This is a genomic window from Oligoflexus sp., assembly GCF_035638955.1.
Classification (GTDB): Bacteria; Bdellovibrionota_B; Oligoflexia; order Oligoflexales; family Oligoflexaceae; genus Oligoflexus.
The window spans coordinates 1-19,403 of record NZ_DASQYZ010000175.1; the positions used below are offsets into that span (position 1 = coordinate 1).

Genomic DNA, 19,403 nt, shown 5'->3' on the forward strand with positions numbered 1-19,403 from the left:
GATAGCTTCGTGGATTTTCTGGTGATTGACATTGAAGATCCAGCAACGCCCAAGCTCTTGCAACGCGTCGAGAATATTTTCCCCTGGCAGCCTGAGGTCTGGTATCCAGGACAGTATGTGTCCGACGCCGATCCACGCAAGGGCGTAATTGTAGGTCTTGAATCAAATACCGCGTCCTCAAGTCGGGAGAACTAAGCCATGAAAAAATTAATTCACCTTGTCTTTGTCGTTCTACTTCATGCCTGCGGTCAAGCTCCAGCGGGAGGGAATCCGGTTGGTGCCAACGCTGGCATCGCTGGCAAAGGCGGCTCGACAGCGCGCTTTGCCATCGTCGAGGATCGACTCTATACGCTGGCTGGATCTCAACTGATCACTTTCTCTCTGGAAAAACCAGAAGAGCCAGTTGCTTTGAATCAAATGCAGGTTGCATGGGATGTGGAAACCATGTTTCCCTATGATCGCTCTCTTTATCTCGGCGCTAGTACGGGCATGTATATCTATGATTTGAATGATCCGGATGTGCCAACCTTGCTTGGCCAGCATACGCATCAGCGGGCTTGCGATCCCGTCGTGGTGCAAGGGAACAATGCCTTTGTCACTTTGAAAGCAGGAAACCGCTGCGGTGGCAGCGAGAATGTCCTCGAGGTGGTCGATGTTTCGGAGCGCGAGCGTCCCCGCCGTATTTCCAAAGTGCCCATGTTTGCGCCAACAGGTTTGGCTATCGATGGTCAACAACTCTTTGTCTGTGACGGGGCAGCCGGCCTGAAGGTTTTCGATGTGGCAGATCCTTTGGATCTGAAGCTTACCGACACCCTGCTCGGACAAAACTGCAACGATCTTATTCCGCACCAGGGACTCCTGATTGCAACGACAGACAGTGGAATCTGGCAGTATCGGAATGAGCAGGGACGGCTCGAACTTCTCAGCATTCTACCTTGGAAGGGGCCGCCCTGAGAGAATATGGTGAAGACGAGCGGAAGCTCTGTTAAGATAGAAGGCTATCAATCCTTCATGCTGCGGCCTAAGCGGCATTATCGGGACGTCTTGATGGCGAATGATCAGCTTCTATCCGAACAGGAGTTTCAGCTCCTACAAAAGGGCCACGAGCCCAGCTTTCAAAAGGTTTATGAGGCCTACTATGGCCTGATCCAATACATCATACAGCGTTGTGGTGTCGATCATGAGGAGAAGAGGGATCTGATCCAGGAAACCTTTCTCAAGCTCCACACCAAAGCGCACGAAATCAAAGACGCTGCGGCTATCAAACCATGGCTGGTCAGTTGTGCCCGACATTTGGCAGTGGATTATCAAAGGAGAAAAAAGTTCATCTCCCTATCCGATCCCGATGCCAACCATGCGGTATCGCAGCGAGCCGATGAGACCCAGGCCCAGCATAATCACGAGCTTGAGATTAGACTCGTAGGTCATCTGATTCAGGAAGTCTGTTCCCAGGAACAGGATGATACGCTCAAACTCTTCTACATCGATGGGCTCAAGGCTCGTGAAATTGCCGAGTTACGCGGTGAAGCCGTGAGCACCATAACCACCCGCCTTGGGCGCTTGAGGCAGAAGTTCCGGCATGTTTTTGAGCAGCGCCTCGAGCGTTTGGAAAAGGGAGGAAGCCATGGACAATAATCCTAGGGATGAGACTTCACAGACCTTGTTGGATGACGCAGATATTCTCCGTTTGATGGAAGCGGAGTATAAGAATTCCCAGACCCCGGTGGATGAGCTCGAGAAACAAAGGATCTGGTCAGGGATTAAAAGACAACTTCCGACGAAGAGAACAAAATTCCATCGCGGCTGGTTGCTTGTGGCTGCTGTGGTCCTTGGTCTTGCACCCTTGGTGAAGATTCTGGACAATCAGGATGAACTTGGAATCAAAGGAATGACCTCTGAGACTGACGCGCGGCTGGAAATCCAGCTTTTGAATGTGGATGGGCGTCCTCAGAAAGTCGAACAGGGACATGTAGGTCAGACCCTGCTGTTTAAAGTCAGCAGTCCGACAGCATCATATCTGGCCCTGGCTTTGCAGATCGATGGAGGAATTCCGGAAGTGCAATTCCAGCTGCACAGTCCTGTGACAGGTCAGGATCAAATCCTGGCCGAGCAAGAACAGGCTTTTGTCTACCAGCTGGATCAGCCAGGACAGACTTTGAAATTCTGTCTGCTTGCCACCAGAAATCGTGACGATTTGCAACAAAGGATGGACAACCTCATGCAGCATTGGCCTCGGATAGGAGCAAAGCTTTGCCAAACGCTTTCCGTACAATAAACGGCATTGTCTGCCTTTGGCTCCTACTCGGCAACGGCCTGACCATGGCTGCTGGAAAGTTGCTTCCCTTGGAAAAGGTCAAGCAGGAGCCCCCCCCGCTATTTCGTCATTTCGATTGGAATCAATCAGTACAAGGATTCCTTCTGGACCCCCTTAAAATGGGCGCAGGTAGATGCTCGCAAGGTCATCGACAAGCTGGGTCAGGGCACAGGATACATCATGGACAGGCGCATCCTGGTTGATGCTGACGCGAGCCTGGACAACATTAAAAGGAAGCTCATCGAAGTCAGCCAAGAGGTTCGCAAACAGGACACGGTCATCCTTTATATCTCGTCACATGGCACTCTCAGCATGAACCAGGAGGGGTTGCTGGGCAAGTATGTTGTAACGCATGACACGCGGCACGAGCAGCTCGGCACGACGGGTCTCAGTCACGCTTTCCTGAAAAACTGGGCGGACAGCCTTTCGTCTTCACGCAATCTCATGATCTTTGCCAGCTGTCATTCAGGTGTGGGAAAGTCCCGTCTTTCACCGGAAATCAGCGCTCTACTGGCTCAACGCAAAGGGCCCACGATATCTCTGGCAGAGGTGTCCGAGGGAATTCTCATCCTCTCTGCAGCAGCAGAGGGCGAAGCCGCTCACGAATCACCTTCCCTCCAGGGAGACGTCTATACTCATTTTCTTATCGAAGCGTTGGAAACCTATGATCGCAATCAGGATGGACTCGTAACTGCCTTGGAAGCTCATGACTACGCGCAGGAGAAAGCCTGGTCTTATTCGCAGGGACGACAGCGCGCAACATTTGAAGCCAAATCCATTGGCAAGGCCGACATTCCCTTGAAGGGTCAGAGCCAACGCCCTGGGCTGCCTGTTTTGAAAGCCTACCTTGATCATTTCAAGGATTTTTCCCTTCGGATCAATGACGGTGTCAAAGGCCGTCTGCCGATGGCCTTTCCTTTAAAACCAAAGAAGAACATCATCAAGATCTTTAGCCCTGATTCAGAGGAAGCTATGGCTGTCTACGAGGTCGATGCCGTACCAGGCGAAGCTATTGATCTGGAAACTATCCTGCAGCCTGATCCTTTCGAAGTGCGACTCGATCTTGGCTCAGGCAGTTGGCAGGATCCTATTTTTCCCAAGCTTGCCGGACAGACCTCGACTCTGGCCTGGACAGCGGGAGCCTATTGGCATTACAGGAACTGGAGCCTGGGTCTTATGCATCAGCCCCCAATCGAGGCCACGGGCACACTACGCCCGGGGCTAAAAAGCAGAATGAAAACTGAGCTAACGCAATTGACGGGAGCGTATACTTTCAAACTTTCAAATGCCTTTGCTCTTGAATCTGGCCTCGGGGTCGGACAACAGGATATGGCTATCACATTTCAGGATGAGTTTGGTCAATCCATGCCTTTTGATGAGAGCAGCCTGTTACTCAGCGCTGACCTGCGACTGACCTGGCGTCCGCAGGGGAGCCTGGCCTGGAGCGTCTGGCAGCGATTTTCGGATAGCTCCTGGGACTATGGTCGTATCGGAAAGCTCAGTGGCCGGCGCTGGGAAACTGGTCTTGGCATGGGCTGGCATTTCGGTGGTAAAGCCAGGAGAGTTCAATGAAGTATCTGAATCTTCTTTTGCTCATCAGCACGTTTCTTCTCGCCTGCAGCAGAGGGACCGTGGCGCGAGATCCCAACGCGAGTGGAACACTCAGCGACAAACTGCTTTTTAAAATCGGTCTTGCCCGCAGCTTTTTGAGTTCGGAAAAGCGCTTTGTCAGCTATGGTCGCACGTCAGGACGTTTGAGTGTCATCGCTCCTGAGGGAGGGCGGGAAGTCTGGGGACAAAACCTTCCTGGTTATCAGGAATTTTTCACACTGCCTCAGGTTGCGGGCGCGGCCTTGTGGAGTGAGAAAAGCCTTTATATCACGGAACAAACCGCTGCCCAGAGCTTCGATATCTCCGGGTTCACGCGCTATGCGCAAGCGGCAAGCAGCAGCCTGGCCTTTACGTTTGTCAGCAGCACGGGCGACTCTTTAAGAATCATCAAACTTCTCACCGATCATAGCTGGCAGAACGAGACCTTTCAGCCGAGCTGGGCGCTGGGTGACATGAACGAACAGCCTGAGCTGGTCACGAGTTTCAGTCCCAGCGGTCGCCAACTGCTCGCGATTGATCTCAATGGAAATGCGTTTGATATCCACAAGGAAGATACCACAGGACGTATGAAGCCTGTCCTGGAAGGCTGCCCTGCCTTCGCCGCACTAGCCCAAAATGAAAACTTACGAGCCGTGCGCTGGGCCCAGGATGAATCCAAAATCTATCTTGGCAATCAGCAGGGCCGCATCCACCAGCTGACACCAGAAGACGGCTGTGCAGGACAGGACCTGCTTCCCGAGATCACGCTGCCCAACTCCTACGCGATTCTCGATATACAGGAGGATAAGAGCCAACAGCTCCTGGTGAGTCAGCCCGGGCTCATCACCCGAATCGACAGTAAAACCTGGAGCATCATGGCGAGCACGCCCACCTCCTGCCAACTTCCAATGGGTGCTCTCTCACTTGACGCCACGCATCTTTTGATTGCGTGCCTCGTACCTATGCAGACTCATGATCCCGGTCAGTTGCCCCTTGCGCTTTTACTCCAAGATAAAGTCCAATACATCGTGCAGGAGCTTCCTCAAGGTGAAGAACGTATTTTCACGTTTCAGGATTCCTCCATCGCTGGACTGGCCATCGACATCGAGGCCAAACGTCTCTATATGATGAGCAGCAGTGGTCTCGGCATGCTGGAGAACCATGATCTACTCACTGGCGCCCGCGAGATTTCAACAGGACTCCTGATCGATGGTATTCTCGATCCTTAAATAACGGAATTCGATGGATCGGAATAGGACCTTGACACAACTACAGCGGCAGGGTGATGCGCAGCGCGGTCCCGCCTTCTTCCGCATTTCCCAGCGTAATCTGTCCACCCAATTCTGAGCAGATACTGCGGATAGCGCTCAGACCCACTCCCCGTCCGCTGGTCTCCGTAGTGGATTCCGCTGTGGTCACGCCGTCCATGAATAAAAGATCGGTCAGTGATTGACCAGGTTGAGGCCGGAAACCTTTTTCTTCGGCTTTTCGCTGCAATTGTTTCCAGTCGATACCTGCCCCGTTATCCTTAACCATCAACTCAATGCCTTCACCAGCATGGCTGGCCCTGATTTGAATCAGAGCTGGTGCAGATCTTGGGCTTTTCTGCAAAGGTCGAATAAATCCATGATCCAGAGCATTGGAAACGGCATGCAGCAGCATCTCATGAATGCGAGCCAGGATTTCCCGATTCCAGCCTTGCACATTATCAAGCACCATAACGCCCTCGCGCGGGCACCCTACCCCATCGAGTCGCTCATTCATCTCCCGGGCATAGAGAGGCGCATAAGCATAAAGGTCCGTTGCGCCTTCATCACCAGCCCGAGCACTGATCAGGACCGCATTCAGAAGATGCTGATAATCCTGAAAGGACTTGGTCAAGGAATGCCATTGACCTTCGAGTATGGAAGGTGCATCTGCAGAATTCACGAGGCCGCTTTCCATGTGATGGATGGCTGTGGCCAAATGCTTCAAGCCCAGCGTGCGGGCCGCGCCCTTCCATGTATGCAGACGGCGAAGAGCTGCGGCCTGCTGATCAGGCGCAAAAACCTGTGTCGTCAGATCTGGCCAGGCCTTTTCGAGGTCATGAAGCAGGTTGCGAATCAGGCTAGTGTTTCCTTTCAGGACCTCCTCAAGCTCTTCCTGCAGAAGTTCCACACGCTGCGATTCCTCTTTCATCTTGCGTTCTATCGCTCGCAGTGACGTGATGTCGCGAATGGAAACCAGGTAATTCGCGATTTGCTTCTGGGAATTGTAGAGAGGCTGCCAGTGCAGCTGCAGTATCAAATCCCGAAGGCTCACTTCATGAGGAAGATGCGCGTGATTGAGCTCCCAATTCAGAGCCTCCTCGCCGATGCAGGTGGAAAGGATATCCCGTACCATCACACCTTTATCATGATCCGGTGACCCGATGGGAAAGAGGAATTCCAAAAGTGAAGCTTCCTGGAGGCTATTGGCGGACCGAGCGAATAATGTGTCGAGATAAGAGGAGTAGCCGCTACGGACCAGCAACTGGCGGTCAAGGATCACGATGCCTTCTTCGACATGATCCAGGACCTCCTTCATCTGCAGGCGGCTGAATCTGATAGCAGACGCCTGACGCCAGACGATGAACAGGGCCCCACAAACAATCAGGAAGAGGGTCGCCGCAATGATCGAAACGAGACGAAATTTTTTGAGGAGATTGATCTGTTCCGCCTGCAGTTCATTCTGCCTCGCCAGAGCCTTGTTGCGTTCCTCCTGATACTGAAGTCCGAGCTTCACGGCCGTTTGATTGAAATTCTTGTTCGTGCGCTCCTTGGTGTATTGCTTGTACAAAGTCATGTATTTTTCCAGACTCTCGAGCGCTTCCTTGGTATGCCCCAGTTTGCGGTGGGCTTTGTACCGAAATTCCTCGATGTCCGCTAAACGCGTGTTGTTCGATCGGGAGGTGAATTTTTCGGCTCTATCAAGATGCTTGAAACTTTCCTCATGACTCCCCGTGTCTATGAGCGCACTGGCCAGACGGGTGTGCGCCCGCGACTGCCAGTCCTCATCCGTCGCGGTATCAAAATACGTGGCAGCTTTCCGAGCGGAGTTCACAGCATCATCGTACTGACCTAGCTTGGATCGCAAAAAGCTCAGCCCATATTGATTCATAGCGACGAGCTTACGGTCGCCGATTTCCAATCCCAATCGAATCGCTTCAAGAAGGTAGCCGGCGATCATTCGTTGGTTCTTTTGAACCTGATCGATAGGTTGATCCGTGAACGCCAGAGAGAGATCATATAGGTTGAACGCACGGGCGCTGCGTAGATTCAGTTGTAAGTAGCGTTTTTCCATAGCCAATTGGATGGCCAAGGAGGCATCAAGCTGGCCCTGATAACGCAGGGCCAGGGCAAAGACATACTTCGCCATATCATAGACGATCAGTGGTGTCTGGCTATCATCGGGAAGAAGACGGTTCATCTGATCAATGATAAGCATTGCCTGATCCAAATTCAGGTTCACCAGAAGAAAATCAGCATAACTTGCGAGTCCGAGAGCCAAGGCGTGATGATCACCAGTTTGCTGCAGGTCTTTGATCAGAGCCTCGTAGCGTCCCTTCTTGGGTTCAAAGGAGTCGCCTTCATAAGTCTCGTCTTCTATTTTTATAATCCTGAAGTCTGTCCATTCGATGAACATGCCGCGCTGGTAGGCGCCTTGTATCCCTTCCTCGATCTGCTGCGGGCTGGCCAGGGTTGGGAGCTCACCACGTCTAGCAGCAAACCAGAGGGTTCGGATCCATGGCACAGGCTCTTTGTCTGGATCGAGCCGAGAGGCTCGCTTCTTGATCATCTCAAACGCGTGGCGGGGATCGTCCAGATAAAGCATTTGAAGGGCAGGAAAATTTTCGAGGTCAACCTCAAGGGTTTCAGCCTGACTGCTGCGCGTGATCAGACTGGAGAACAGCAGAAGGGAGATGATCCATTTCATCATTGTCGCAGGACCTTTTTCGCTGTGGATGGCACGTTTCAATTGTAATCAATTTAGGCTGGATAAACCAATGATATTAATTCCAAATAGCGGATCCATTGAGATTGACGCCTGTCACTCATTGCAGATTTCCCGTATAAAAATCAGAACGCCATTGGGCGAAAGTGAATGGACCCATGGAATAAGGAAAGCCTATGCTGATCACCTATAAAAGAAGCTATAGCGCTAGGAATCATGTCTTGCGGTTTCTATGTGCTCTGATGTTGACCCTTGGCTCAACCCTCCTGGCTGCGGAACCCAAGGCTGCTCCGTCGGCGGCGGTCGACATACTTGACCTCTCGCTCGGGACTTTGTTGCTGCCTGGGACCAGTGAGGACGATCCTGCCTCCTGGCCTGCTCGCTCCGTCTTCGATGACGCGAAAGACAGGGGATGGGGTAGCGCCAAAGGTGCCGCTTTTCCCCATGAGTTTGTGTTTGAGCTGGCTCAGCCGTACGCCTTATCAGAATGGATGGTGGATTCCAAAGCTGTCCAAGAAGATACTTATCCTGGAATAGCTGCCCGCAAAATGCAGTTATCCGTATCAATGGAAAGCAGGAACAAGGGCTTTAAGCCTGTGACGACCATTGAATTAGCCAAGGGAGGTGACAGCAAATCCGTGAAACTTCCTGAAAAAACTACGGCCCGTTGGCTCAAGATTACCGTGCTATCCAACTGGGGCAATCCCCACTACACCCAATTAATGGAAACGGCAATCCAAGGAGTTCCGATGGGGCCAGTGCCGAAAGTCGATTTCACAGGCATATTTGGAACAGCTGATGGGCCTATCCGATTCCAGCAAAAGGGAGATGCGATCCTAGGCTGCTATGACTATCAGCAAGGGCAGCTCACAGGTCGGGTCAAAGGTTCTGTCGCCACGCTTCAATGGCGGCAGGAGGAAAACAAAAGCAGCGGAACAGCCCTCGTTGTTCTGGGGAATGGAGGGCAGAGTCTGGGAGGCGAATGGTATACGACTGACGGCAGCTTTGGTGGAAGATGGGACGGCCCAAAGTTGAAACCCAATGAAGGTCCCAAGTGCCGTCCTCCATCTGACAATCCTGTAGCGACGTCCCTGAAGAGCGCAAAGCGCGCGGTGCTTTATGGAATCCGTTTCGCATCTGATTCCCATGTTCCCCTGCCAGAGTCCGAAGATTCATTGAATGAGGTTCTGGCCGTACTCAAGAATCAGAATACTCTGCGTTTGGAAGTTCAAGGTCATACGGATTCGACCAGCACGCAGGCGCACAATCAGGCGCTCTCCACAAAGCGAGCTGAAGCGGTCGTCAAATGGCTGACAGACAAAGGAATCGCACCTGTACGCCTGCGTGGTAAGGGCTACGGGTCTTCACACGCCGTCGCAGATAACAAGACTCCGCAGGGTCGAACCCTTAACCGGCGTGTTGAACTAATTCTGATTGAGTAGGTGATGGCGAAAGGCAGGGTAAATTTGGGAGAAGATGATCGGAAGGAGGCTGGAGCTGGCACGGACTGCCGGCTCTTGACCAGCAGTCCAAGGGTATAACCTAAGGGTTACTCGAGGATCTCGATGGGAGAAATGAATTCGGCTGGAACGGCCTCGCAGCTCAGGTTAACGAGCTCGACATTGCGGAAACAAGCGCTTCGGCTCGCCTGATCACGAGCAATGCACTCATTGCTGCCTTCGAACTGGCGGTCGGCGTTTTCAGCACTACAAACATAGGGCTGGTATTCCATGGTGCACATCGTGGGCTCGAAGCAGGTGGAATCCACGGCCACTTCCGTATCGCGCTCATCAACATTCTTAATGAAGGTATTGGAGATGAGATGGCTGTTGCCGCGAACAGTGGTATTGACCGGAACCAAAGCTGGCTGGTATTCACGGGTGCAGAAGCGGCCTTCTGGGCGCCAGCCGGTCACGCGAGCAACCAACAGGTTCTTGCCGTTGACTTTCTTCTTAACAAAGGCAGCCTTGAGGCCTTGTGCTTCACACTTGTTGCTGCCAATGACAGCCATGCCGCTGATAGTATAAGCGGAAAAATCTGGATTGATGCCGCCGTTGGCTGGACTAACGGAAACATCTTGCAACACGGCCTCTTTATCGACGAACACTTCACAGACTAATTTAACCTGACCAGCTTCCCGAACTTGCTGACATCTTTTGACTGGCGAGCTGGCCAGGGCGCTGGCGCTAACAAGAAGACAGATGCTGAGTACAGTCGTGCGTAACATAGTTATCCTTCAAAGCGTGGTTGTGTGCAAACTCACCGAGGACGCTATATACATGCGTTATAGGGGTAGAGGAAGCGTTTATTGAAAATTGGTTTTCATCTGGTGAATGAGCGCTAAGCTGGTTCATCAAGGTGGGCGGACGGTCGAGATATCATGGAGAATTCCACTGAAAATACCTGTTTTTTAAGGTCCGTTAGCTGACCGTCCAGTCAGCCCCACGTTGCAGGGCCATCAATGTTTCTATCAACTCAGTTCGGACCTTTAAATTTGGGCGTTCTTCCCAGTGACGTCTATTCTTGCCCAGCCCAAGGTCCACGCCCAACCCAGACTCCATCAGGCAAACCCCAATGAAGCTCTCGCATATATGGCTATGGCTGCGGCTGCCTATGGCCTGGCGTATCTTACGATTTCATCGGTGGCTTATGTGATCAGGAATGGCGACAAGTATTCAGACAGCCGTAAGTCCAGGTACGGCCTGGTGGAAGGTGGCATTGCGGGTTCCTATGGAAGCAGCTATACCGCGGGCACTTTCTTAAGCGACAACAGCGTGCTGTTGGGACGCTACACCCAGCATCTGAGTCCAAACAGGGACATCGATTTCAAAACCTATGAAATCGGCTACCGACATTATTATGAAGTCCTCTTCGGAGAGGTAGGTCTTTTCAAAGCCCGTCGCCGACAATACGAAAGCCAGTACCCACGAAGAGCAGATGTTGACAAGGGCTACATGGATTCGTACTACTTTGATGGGTATGAAACCGACGGGACCTTCATGTCCCTCGGACTGTCGCTTCAGCTCTGGCGAATCTCTGCTGCCCTCCGTGGAACCTACCACTACGGATTATCCACGCGAGCGGTGGAGAGTTACGAGAACGTTTTCGCAGCCTCAAACAGGCTCAAAGTGGATGCACGCGACGAATTCCACCGCCAGCGAAGAGTTTATCTTCAATTGGGTTTGGTGCTGTAGATCGTCCTCTATCAAATGTCGCTTGAACTTTTCCCTTGGAAGCAACAGTAGGAGGCATTTCGAGACGCTGTGTCCATCAATCTGAAATTAATCCTCATCTCTGCGTTCTGGTCCAAGATTCACCTTCTGCCGAGACCAAGTTCAACTCTGCTTCAAATATCGATTCGGGCAGACCGGCAATCTTCTCCCGTTGCTTGGATTATATGTCATTTAGACGTATTTTGATAATATTTCCGCGGCGACTGCAATATTCAACCCCACTCTCTATCCTCCAATCACCCTGCACCTAAGAAAGGCCTGCATCCCATGCGCATGATTGGAACCTTAATTTTCACTGGCTTCGCACTTTTCGCCCCATCCGCTTTTGCTGACGAGGCAGAACTAACGCGCATGGTCGCAATTCAGCAGGCTCATATCAAAAAACTAGAAGCACAGCTTAAAACCCACCACGATGCTCTTCAGGCTCTGATCAACGATAAAACCATCGTACTCAAGAACGCAGAAGGAAAAGTGATTGCCGACTATGCAACGAGCGCTGGCTCTGCAAATACAGCCACCTCTGCCACGACTGCTGGCACCGCGACCCGTGCTGCATCCGCGGATTCCGCCAGTAGCGCAGATCTCTGCAGTCGGCTGAAGTCCGAGGGTGGGAATAACTCTGTAGGCGTGACCTGGGAGGGTTCGACGCTCTATTTCAATATCGATACGGCCAGCAAAGTGAAAGCACTCTAAGCTCCGCCCATTTCATGTCACCTGCCTTTAACTTTTAAAGGGTAACATGAAAATAATCGGTCGCCCCCCTGAACTCCGCAAACCCACTGTCGAAGTTGTCGAGTCAGGGCACGTCCTTAAAGAGCCCAATGGCCTCGATGAACCCACCGTACCGCGGAGGTTATGATCAGGTCTTTGCCGCAACTTGTGCAATGCGGTACATCCACTGTAGACACTCGTTTCAGCGGACGGGGCCAACTCTCTCTCCTGCCTTTCGAGATGACTCTTCTTCTCCAAACACCCGAACCCCGTTGACAGCTTCCGCTTACGAACTCCGGGACATAAAATAATCTCATCACGGCGCTTGAAGTTTGGTGCAAAAACACCTCTCTATCGGACCAGGGACTCAATTGAGGAGGCATCAGATCAATCAATTTTGCTATCAATTCTGAAGGACTCAGCTTGATACCCTCAGTGCCGGAGATGAAAGGGTACGAGGCACGTTTTATGATTCGGAACAGCAAGAGCATGCAAAATTTTTCGATTTCTGTCATAGCAATGACCGCGAACTATGTCTTGCTATTGGGATGGACGAACACATTTCGAGACCAACGAGGGTGGAAAAGCTTGCCAGCACCACAGGAAAATGGCCTAATCTATCAATTCCTTCCTGACTTGAAGAAAAGTCTGAACCGATGCCTGCGATAGATTCCGTCGCGATTGGCATTGCAGGCAAGGTCCTGTCTGAAAATTGCAAGAGAAAGAAGCTCTGCCTTAAGGGATCAGGACAGAGAACTCGGTCGGTCAATGGGCATTTATCTGGGAGTCGAAGATTCTATGGATTCGATTTTGAAGTCATTTTCGGGGATCATCTCGTATTTTTCTCACCCGCTTTTTACTATTTCTGACACCAAGGTAACCATCATTTCCTTGATAATATTTCTGATGATCTGCATCGCTTCCGTCGTTCTCGGTCGGCTGGCCCGCACATTCGTTTTTCGAATAACCTTGCAGAAGGGAACCGAGGCCCAGCGCGGTTTGGCTTATTCTCTAGGGAATATAACGCAGTATGCAGTCACCATAGCCGGCATCCTGATCGCCCTTGATAACATCGGTATTTCGCTTACAGCCCTCGCTGCCCTGGGAGCTATATTAACGGTTGGAATTGGCTTTGGATTGCAGAATATCGCCCAGAATTTTATCAGCGGGATTATTGTGCTGATCGAGCGGCCTGTGCAAAAGGGAGATTACATCAAAATTGATGGTACCATAGGCTTGATCGATGCTATTTCCATGCGTGCCACGCGCATTCTCACCCGCGACAATGTTGCTTTGATCGTGCCCAACAGTAAGTTGATTTCGGAAACAGTCATCAATCTAACGGCCCCAATGGGCACTTATCGGGTTCAGGTAGCCGTTAACGTCGCCTATGGCTCAGATGTTACGCTCGTAAGGGACGTGCTTATGGAGGTGGCTCTCTCCCACCCTCCTGTTCTCAAGACGCCTCTTCCGCAAGTGTTCTTTAGGGACTTTGCGGAAAGCGCTCTGGCCTTCGAGCTGGCTGCCTGGTTACCGGATCCAGGACCTGCGCCAGTCGTGGCCAGTGACCTGCGCTTTGCCATCGATGCAGCTTTTCGTAAACATAAGATCCAGATACCTTTTCCGCAGCGCGATCTCCATATCCGCCATGAGGCGCAGATTTAAGCTGCTGGAATCCAACTATTCAGAATCCCTGAGCGAACTCCTGTATTTCAACTTAAACGTTAAAAGCCCACTGCATCAATGTGCAAGAAAAAATCTCCTGTCTCGGTGCTGACAGCTAAAACTGCAACACCCGACTGCAGAACTTCACCTGAACTGAACCCACCCTATTTCACCAAGTTTGATGGAATGGACCCTGCCTTTTCGCCCACAGGTGCGCATACAAGCGGAATGAGCCATAGCGTGCTCTTGCGAACTGCTCCGGAGCGATACTTCGAGCGTATTTCATGAAGTGTAATCCGCATGAGTCCGCAAGATCCCAGATATAGTGCTGTACCTGCACAAAGCAAAGTTGAACGCCGAATATCAAAGATCACAAGAGTCCCGCGAGGTATTGGACATTCACGAGCAGCTGCCGAAAGACGACAAAGTCGTTCTTGTATTGAAAAATCACCAGCCACAGCACCATCCAGCTTGCAAGCGCGAGGTCCAGTGCCCGCGACTTCTTCAGTAGCGCTATCAAGCCCATGATAAGCAAGCTGTAGTACCAGGGTTCAAACAGCCTGGTCTTGACCCAAATCCCAAGCCACGCACTGGCGGAACCGTTCATGAAGTCGAAGATGAAATATGTCAGAAGCAGCGCGACAGCGCAGAAACAGACTTCTCGATAAATCCCTTCGGGGTCAGGTTCGCGCTCCGATACTCTTGATCTACGAAAGAAATACCAGCTGAGAAGAACAATGAGAAAGATCGCGACTGGCAAACCGAATTTGACCGAAAATTCAGCCCAGCTGCGACACGTGCTTTGCTCCGCTATGACCAATGGGCAATAAGGCGAAGGACCAAAGGCAGCTTGATTCGAAGCTACAGCGACCAATTCCCGGACCTTGAGGGTCGGGGCAATGCGTCCCCATAGAGGCAACAATTGCAGGATTTTTTCCAGGGCTATATTGCCGAGAAGGAAGAGAGCCAGGAAGTTACCGATGAGAAAACTCAAAACCGCAGGTGAAATCCGGCGTTTGATCTTCCACAGGGTGACAAACGAGGCCTTGGATAGATCAACACTGAGAAAAAAACCGATCAGAAAGAGGATGAACCCCAAGAGATAAACTCTCAATCCATGACTTTGATAAAACTCGCTGCTTCCTTGGGCACCGAACAGAGCTATCATCAATCCTGCACTCATGCACGACAGGGCACCAGCAAAGCGGAGCGGATGGGAACTGTTGCGAATATGGCCCAGAAAAGGCAGAGCCAGCAGAGCGATCGTGAAGGACTGATTGCTGATCGTCGTCGCTGCGAGCCCGATGCCGAACAGAAATGGCAACACACGGCTGTCGACGGGTCGAAAGGAGCGCGTCTGAGAAAAATCCAGGTATCGGGATAGCGCCATGACGGGCAGTACCGCTCCCAAACTTCGTCCAATGTGCAGGCAATAGGCCAAAGGATTGCCGCTGTCGAAAATCAAAGCGCGCTGCGTAGGATGGATCATCAAAGGACCAAAGTGGACGAAAAGGGTCAGGATCAGAGCCGCCCAAAACCCGATTTCACGGAAACTGCGCAAAGCAGCCAGCAGAAAGGCGAAAACCGCGAGGCGCATGATAGCATTGAAGCTCCACCAGAAAGGCAAAAGTTCAGCAAAATAGTTTGAATCTTCGAAAACATGCCGCGCCGCGTAGAGCGCGGGATAAAGGAACATGAGCTCGTCATAGTGCTGGCCGAAGACAGGGAAGCGAACACCACTCTGGAACAGTGATCCTTCCCCTCCTTTGGGTTCAAGGAGTTTGAAGGAGTAGGAGTTGCCATCACCGACGACGTGTGCTGTTCCATACTGAACCTGATACACAAGAGCCACGATCACAATAATCAAGGCACTGACGACAAACTTGGGCCGCCAGCGTACCTGCAAATCTTTGGAGTACAAGGAATAAATAATTACGCCGGCATAAAGCATGATAATCGCAGGCCAGGCATATTCATTCGGGAGGAGAAAAGTGATCAGTCGGTTCAGAGCGATGCAAATAAAATAGCCCGGCACCAAAGCGCCTACATGCCTAATAAGATCCCAATCAGCAACCGGAGAAAAGCTGCGCAGCAAGCGTACCCCCAGAAGATAGCAGGGGATGAACAAAGCGAGAACCATGACACCCGGCCCATACGCTTGCTGCAAACTCGTGATGGTGGGGCCATCCCAGTATGAAGAGGGCGGCACCTTCAAACTGAGCAGATCATAGCCCTGCACGGGTTGCATGGCCTGATAAATAATCGCGATAAGGCTGCTCAAAATAAGAATGAGCCCCGCAGAGTTGAGGACTTTCAGCTTCAAGTTCGACTCCGCAGTTGTCAGTGGATTTCCACGGCCGTTTGTCGAGCAAAAGCCTCGACTTCAGCAGGAGTCCCGAGCGGGATGACGGATTCCCAGCGAACCTCGTGGATAAATACAGGCTGAGCGTCCGCTATCATATGGTTGTAGAGCGGGGCTATGTATTTTTCCCCTTTTTCCATTCGGGCAGGATCACTGTAGTAAGCATCATAGGCTGCCCGATAAATCGCGAATGATGCGAACCAGTAGAGGCCCAGAGTTGCGTGCGAAGAAATGCGAACTTTCTCTCGCAATTCTTCGACCCGGCCATTATCTGAAATCCTGGCAAAGCTCCAGCCCTCTCCTTTGCCAGGAAAACAGGGAATCCATCCTTCGCCACGCACAGCGGCTTTTGGCAACTCCGAAGGTTGCACAAAGGTGTCGATGTTATAGACCAAAAAAGGCTGCTTGGGATCCTGCAGAAACTCGCCGGCGAGCAAAGCCGTGGTCGCCTGTCCATCTGTGGGTTTGTTGATTTCGATGACATGCGGAGTGCGGATCCCAAGGATCTGGCATTCGCGTCTGATGAAATCCGAGCTTGCGTCCTCCGCTCGCACAATGAAGTAAAAGCTACCCACTTCGTAAAAGCTCCGCAGGCTTGCCAAAGACCAGTGGAAAAGGGACTTGCCGTGAACTTCGATACAGTATTTGGGCCTATCGTAGCCGGCGTCGCGGAAACGCTGTCCAAATCCCGCCATGGTGATAACGATGTTGGTCACTGGTCTGCTTTCTCCTGCCGATCCCCGATCAGCCCCAGAATTTGATCATAAGACTTGGATAGGAATTCATCGGGTCTTATGGCCTTGTCATCGACGTAAAATCCGCCCTTTCCCGGCCAGGGCTTGCCGAGATGGATCTCGTCGTAGGGCACCTGAAACCGTTCCAACCACTCCAGCAAAGTCTTGCCGGTCCGTGCATATATCTGACCGATATTACCTTCATAGGTGCGCATGTTACGCGAAGAATGCAAGATCACATAAAATCCCTGTTCCTTATAAAATTTCAGTCGAGCCAGCACCTCAGGTATGGGCGGAAGATCCGCGTAGCTTTCGTGCTCTTTTTTGATCGGGCAGAGGGTGCCATCGACATCCATGACTATGCATCGTTCCTTACAAATCATTTTTGCGACTCTATTTCATCAAGAATTTGGTCGGCCCTCATCAAAAAGGCCAAAACTTTTTTGGGTTGATCGGTATGCATGGGCAACATGCTCAGGAACAGGGATACCTCAAACAAGCGAATGATCCTGGGCTGATAGCCATATTCCACAAGCTTCCGGTTGAACAGGGCCGCCGCCCACGGATGCGGAGCCGTATCAAGGATCAATTCAAGCTTCAAATCTGCATTGATTTCAATGCGGAACAGCCCGTAATTGATGAAATCATAGCTGCCCAGAATGGAATGGGCAAGCTTAGCTACATCATAGCTCGGCGCGAGATAGAGCTCTTTCTCGGTCGCTGCCCCTTTGGGGTCGATGAAACGCATGAGTCCCGTTGATTTTTCATAGATGATATTGGAGAAACAAAGATCCCCGTGGCCAATGCAAAGCTGCGCCGACACCGGAGCCGCCGCTTGCTGATCGAGCAAGCTCAGGTAGCGCGACAGGATGCCATCGATAGGACGCAGACCCGCCCTTGCATAGGCATCGATCGCAGGATAGTTCGGATCACTCCGCATCTGCTGCAGGCGGCGCTGAACTTTGGATCTGTATGTATCGAGATGAACTTCCCTGGCTTGTTCAGCCGTCACCTTCTGTTGACGCCTTATCGAAAGAAAATAAAAGACCTTGGTTAGGAAACGCTCGAACCCCATCTCATCAAAAGCGCCATGGATCCATTGGATAGCCATGTCGGGGATATAAAGCCTTTCCATTTTGTAACGAGAGTTCGTACCTGTGGTTTGGAAATCGTAGGGCTGAACGAAGAAAGCTTTCATCTCGTCCGGCAAAAGTCCGTAATAGGTGAACTCATTCCTTAGTTTATCATGGTCACTGGACTTTTTTTCGACCACGAAGTCATTCACCGGGTCGACGGCATTGAAAAATCTCACATCGAAATTGCTGGTCAGATAATCCGTAAATTGCCGTTGATCGCGAAGATCAAAGAGCGTGACATCACTAGGCACGCGATTGAACTCTTGACCGATCTCCTGTAAAAAATCCTGTGAGCCTTCCGGCCCATCGACGGATCGCAGATACTGCCGGGCCAAATCGCCGACCAGCACCGCGATCTGGCGATGGCCGTTCGAGTCGACCAGAAGCGAGGTGCGGCTCATGCTTAGTTTTTTCAAAAACAGCGCCGCGTCCTCGTCACTGCAACCAAAAGCAGTCGCGGAACTCACCCATAGAACAGTGATACTCGCGTCGAGATTTTTTTCCAGGGCCAAGCGGTCCCTTTGCCCTTCGAGCGGCAGGAGCTTCAGCTCAGCCTTCTGACTTATATCGGCGATCCTCTGCGCCAGGGTACGCCTGCGATAGCGGACGTCGGCAAAGCGCTGGACGCCGAGCAGCTGGCGAATTTCATCGGAAGGGACTGATCCGTTGTCATAGAAGAGAAATCGATTCATTCCATCCTTCGATGCTGAGAGGAGACACTCCAAAAGGGTTTCCCGGAGGCGAACGGACGCTCAGCGAGCCCCCTCAACCGCAGTCGCCGGTAGAGAGTCAAACCCAAAAGTAAACCAACACCGCCAAGAGCTTCCATTTTCATGGCATCAAACGCCAAGGTTAAAGAAGATGCTGGAAAAGTCACAGATGGGGCTGAACTCATCAAGGCCGTGAATTGACCGGTCAGACTCAGGAGAGCCTGCTGCCCCGGATCAGAGTTGAACAGGCTGGCCAAGGCCAGCAACTCCAGCAGCCAGATAGATCCGGTCAGCAGGGTCAGACTCACCAGCTTACCGGCCAGCAGCGGTCGCATCCGTTGCGAGACTTCGTAAATCGAGTCCACGATGCGGAGCAAGCGAATGGCTTTTCGGCCTTTGTAGCTGCGGATGATATGCAGATTCAAATTGTAAAGCTGTTCCGGTAGAACCAGGAAGAACAGGATGGAGATAAAGGCAAAAGCGCCGATCACGACGATAAGTTGACGAACCGCGAGCGGGTCCTGGCCGAAGAAGGCAATCTGCAACAGGATCATGATTCCCTGGGCAACGGAATCAAACAGACGTTCGATCCAAACGATCAGAAGCCCCCGCCAGAAATCGTTCAACCAGCCGACGATCTCACTGATACGCACCAATTCACCTAATTTGAAAGGAATCAGTGCCGAGCAGGCGGAAACATAAAAATAGAGGACCAGCAATGTGCGGAATCGGGGTCCGCCGAGCAGGAGACTGAGGCGTACCGCACGCAGCATATGAGCCATCACATAAATTCCGAAGGGCAGAAGGAGGCTGCTGATATCAAGCCACGGACGGGCGGCCAGGAATTTCCCTTGGAACAGGATGAAGCCTCCCAAAAGGACCAGAAACGATCCTAGGAAAGCCCAATAAGAGAGCTTTCGGCCAAAATCCATGTGCATTCTTCGCCTCTATGTGCCAGTTAAAGGTCGCAATACAA

Annotated in this window: 16 protein-coding genes and 1 pseudogene; 10 read left to right on the forward strand and 7 right to left on the reverse strand. The window is 51.7% G+C overall.

The genetic code is table 11. From position 1 onward, the window contains the following. The 6 genes and pseudogenes from VE954_RS16335 to VE954_RS16360 all read left to right on the forward strand — a co-directional run. Positions 1-195 (forward strand): annotated as a pseudogene (locus VE954_RS16335) (hypothetical protein); the annotation flags it as partial. 3 nt (positions 196-198) lie between these two features. Beyond that, complete coding sequence (locus tag VE954_RS16340) at positions 199-954, forward strand: hypothetical protein (RefSeq protein ID WP_324954622.1); 756 nt, start codon at positions 199-201, stop codon at positions 952-954. A 6-nt stretch (positions 955-960) separates the two neighbouring features. After that, positions 961-1,635, forward strand: coding sequence for a sigma-70 family RNA polymerase sigma factor (locus VE954_RS16345; protein ID WP_324954624.1), 675 nt, complete (start codon positions 961-963; stop codon positions 1,633-1,635). Beyond that, complete coding sequence (locus tag VE954_RS16350; RefSeq protein WP_324954626.1) at positions 1,625-2,275, forward strand: hypothetical protein; 651 nt, start codon at positions 1,625-1,627, stop codon at positions 2,273-2,275. The genes VE954_RS16345 and VE954_RS16350 overlap by 11 nt, the downstream gene beginning before the upstream one ends. A gap of 120 nt (positions 2,276-2,395) precedes the next feature. Beyond that, positions 2,396-3,886: a caspase family protein gene (locus tag VE954_RS16355; RefSeq protein WP_324954700.1), complete on the forward strand. Its 1,491-nt coding sequence runs from the start codon at positions 2,396-2,398 to the stop codon at positions 3,884-3,886. Further along, on the forward strand, positions 3,883-5,133 hold the full coding sequence (locus tag VE954_RS16360) for a hypothetical protein (protein WP_324954628.1): 1,251 nt from the start codon (positions 3,883-3,885) through the stop codon (positions 5,131-5,133). The genes VE954_RS16355 and VE954_RS16360 overlap by 4 nt, the downstream gene beginning before the upstream one ends. 40 nt (positions 5,134-5,173) lie before the next feature. On the opposite strand, the gene VE954_RS16365 is transcribed toward VE954_RS16360, so the two are convergent. Further along, positions 5,174-7,861 carry an ATP-binding protein gene (locus tag VE954_RS16365; RefSeq protein WP_324954630.1) on the reverse strand — a complete coding sequence of 896 codons (2,688 nt, stop codon included), beginning with the start codon at positions 7,859-7,861 and terminating at the stop codon, positions 5,174-5,176. Between the two features lie 236 nt (positions 7,862-8,097). Between VE954_RS16365 and VE954_RS16370 the strand changes: the two genes are divergently transcribed. Further along, positions 8,098-9,318, forward strand: a complete 1,221-nt coding sequence (locus tag VE954_RS16370; protein ID WP_324954632.1) for an OmpA family protein — start codon at positions 8,098-8,100, stop codon at positions 9,316-9,318. Positions 9,319-9,425: 107 nt separating this feature from the next. On the opposite strand, the gene VE954_RS16375 is transcribed toward VE954_RS16370, so the two are convergent. Next, positions 9,426-10,103 carry a hypothetical protein gene (locus tag VE954_RS16375; protein ID WP_324954634.1) on the reverse strand — a complete coding sequence of 226 codons (678 nt, stop codon included), beginning with the start codon at positions 10,101-10,103 and terminating at the stop codon, positions 9,426-9,428. A gap of 283 nt (positions 10,104-10,386) precedes the next feature. On the opposite strand from VE954_RS16375, the gene VE954_RS16380 reads away from it, so the two are divergent. The 3 genes from VE954_RS16380 (at position 10,387) to VE954_RS16390 (ending at position 13,485) form a co-directional block, all read left to right on the forward strand. Beyond that, positions 10,387-11,070: a hypothetical protein gene (locus tag VE954_RS16380; RefSeq protein ID WP_324954636.1), complete on the forward strand. Its 684-nt coding sequence runs from the start codon at positions 10,387-10,389 to the stop codon at positions 11,068-11,070. 306 nt (positions 11,071-11,376) lie between these two features. After that, a complete protein-coding gene (locus VE954_RS16385) occupies positions 11,377-11,802 on the forward strand; it encodes a hypothetical protein (RefSeq protein WP_324954637.1) in 426 nt (141 codons plus the stop codon). Positions 11,803-12,630: 828 nt separating this feature from the next. Beyond that, on the forward strand, positions 12,631-13,485 hold the full coding sequence (locus VE954_RS16390) for a mechanosensitive ion channel family protein (protein ID WP_324954639.1): 855 nt from the start codon (positions 12,631-12,633) through the stop codon (positions 13,483-13,485). A 370-nt stretch (positions 13,486-13,855) separates the two neighbouring features. On the opposite strand, the gene VE954_RS16395 is transcribed toward VE954_RS16390, so the two are convergent. The 5 genes from VE954_RS16395 to VE954_RS16415 are packed head-to-tail and all read right to left on the reverse strand — an operon-like array spanning position 13,856 to position 19,359. Next, a complete protein-coding gene (locus VE954_RS16395; RefSeq protein WP_324954641.1) occupies positions 13,856-15,808 on the reverse strand; it encodes a hypothetical protein in 1,953 nt (650 codons plus the stop codon). A 17-nt stretch (positions 15,809-15,825) separates the two neighbouring features. Beyond that, positions 15,826-16,563 (reverse strand): glycosyltransferase family 2 protein, encoded by a 738-nt coding sequence (locus tag VE954_RS16400; RefSeq protein ID WP_324954643.1) that lies wholly within the window; start codon positions 16,561-16,563, stop codon positions 15,826-15,828. Next, on the reverse strand, positions 16,560-16,964 hold the full coding sequence (locus VE954_RS16405; protein ID WP_324954646.1) for a hypothetical protein: 405 nt from the start codon (positions 16,962-16,964) through the stop codon (positions 16,560-16,562). Before VE954_RS16405 ends, VE954_RS16400 begins: the two co-directional genes overlap by 4 nt. Beyond that, entirely contained in the window at positions 16,961-18,409 is a 1,449-nt protein-coding gene (locus VE954_RS16410; RefSeq protein ID WP_324954647.1) for a hypothetical protein, read from the reverse strand. The genes VE954_RS16405 and VE954_RS16410 overlap by 4 nt, the downstream gene beginning before the upstream one ends. Then, entirely contained in the window at positions 18,406-19,359 is a 954-nt protein-coding gene (locus tag VE954_RS16415) for a hypothetical protein (RefSeq protein ID WP_324954649.1), read from the reverse strand. The genes VE954_RS16410 and VE954_RS16415 overlap by 4 nt, the downstream gene beginning before the upstream one ends. Positions 19,360-19,403 lie beyond the last annotated feature (44 nt).

Bases quoted from the DNA above. Each gene is read 5' to 3' on its own strand.
- VE954_RS16340 (WP_324954622.1), top strand. From the start codon at position 199: ATGAAAAAATTAATTCACCTTGTCTTTGTCGTTCTACTTCATGCCTGC.
- VE954_RS16345 (WP_324954624.1), top strand. From the start codon at position 961: ATGGTGAAGACGAGCGGAAGCTCTGTTAAGATAGAAGGCTATCAATCC.
- VE954_RS16350 (WP_324954626.1), top strand. From the start codon at position 1,625: ATGGACAATAATCCTAGGGATGAGACTTCACAGACCTTGTTGGATGAC.
- VE954_RS16360 (WP_324954628.1), top strand. From the start codon at position 3,883: ATGAAGTATCTGAATCTTCTTTTGCTCATCAGCACGTTTCTTCTCGCC.
- VE954_RS16365 (WP_324954630.1), bottom strand. From the start codon at position 7,861: ATGATGAAATGGATCATCTCCCTTCTGCTGTTCTCCAGTCTGATCACG.
- VE954_RS16375 (WP_324954634.1), bottom strand. From the start codon at position 10,103: ATGTTACGCACGACTGTACTCAGCATCTGTCTTCTTGTTAGCGCCAGC.
- VE954_RS16385 (WP_324954637.1), top strand. From the start codon at position 11,377: ATGCGCATGATTGGAACCTTAATTTTCACTGGCTTCGCACTTTTCGCC.
- VE954_RS16405 (WP_324954646.1), bottom strand. From the start codon at position 16,964: ATGATTTGTAAGGAACGATGCATAGTCATGGATGTCGATGGCACCCTC.
- VE954_RS16410 (WP_324954647.1), bottom strand. From the start codon at position 18,409: ATGAATCGATTTCTCTTCTATGACAACGGATCAGTCCCTTCCGATGAA.
- VE954_RS16415 (WP_324954649.1), bottom strand. From the start codon at position 19,359: ATGGATTTTGGCCGAAAGCTCTCTTATTGGGCTTTCCTAGGATCGTTT.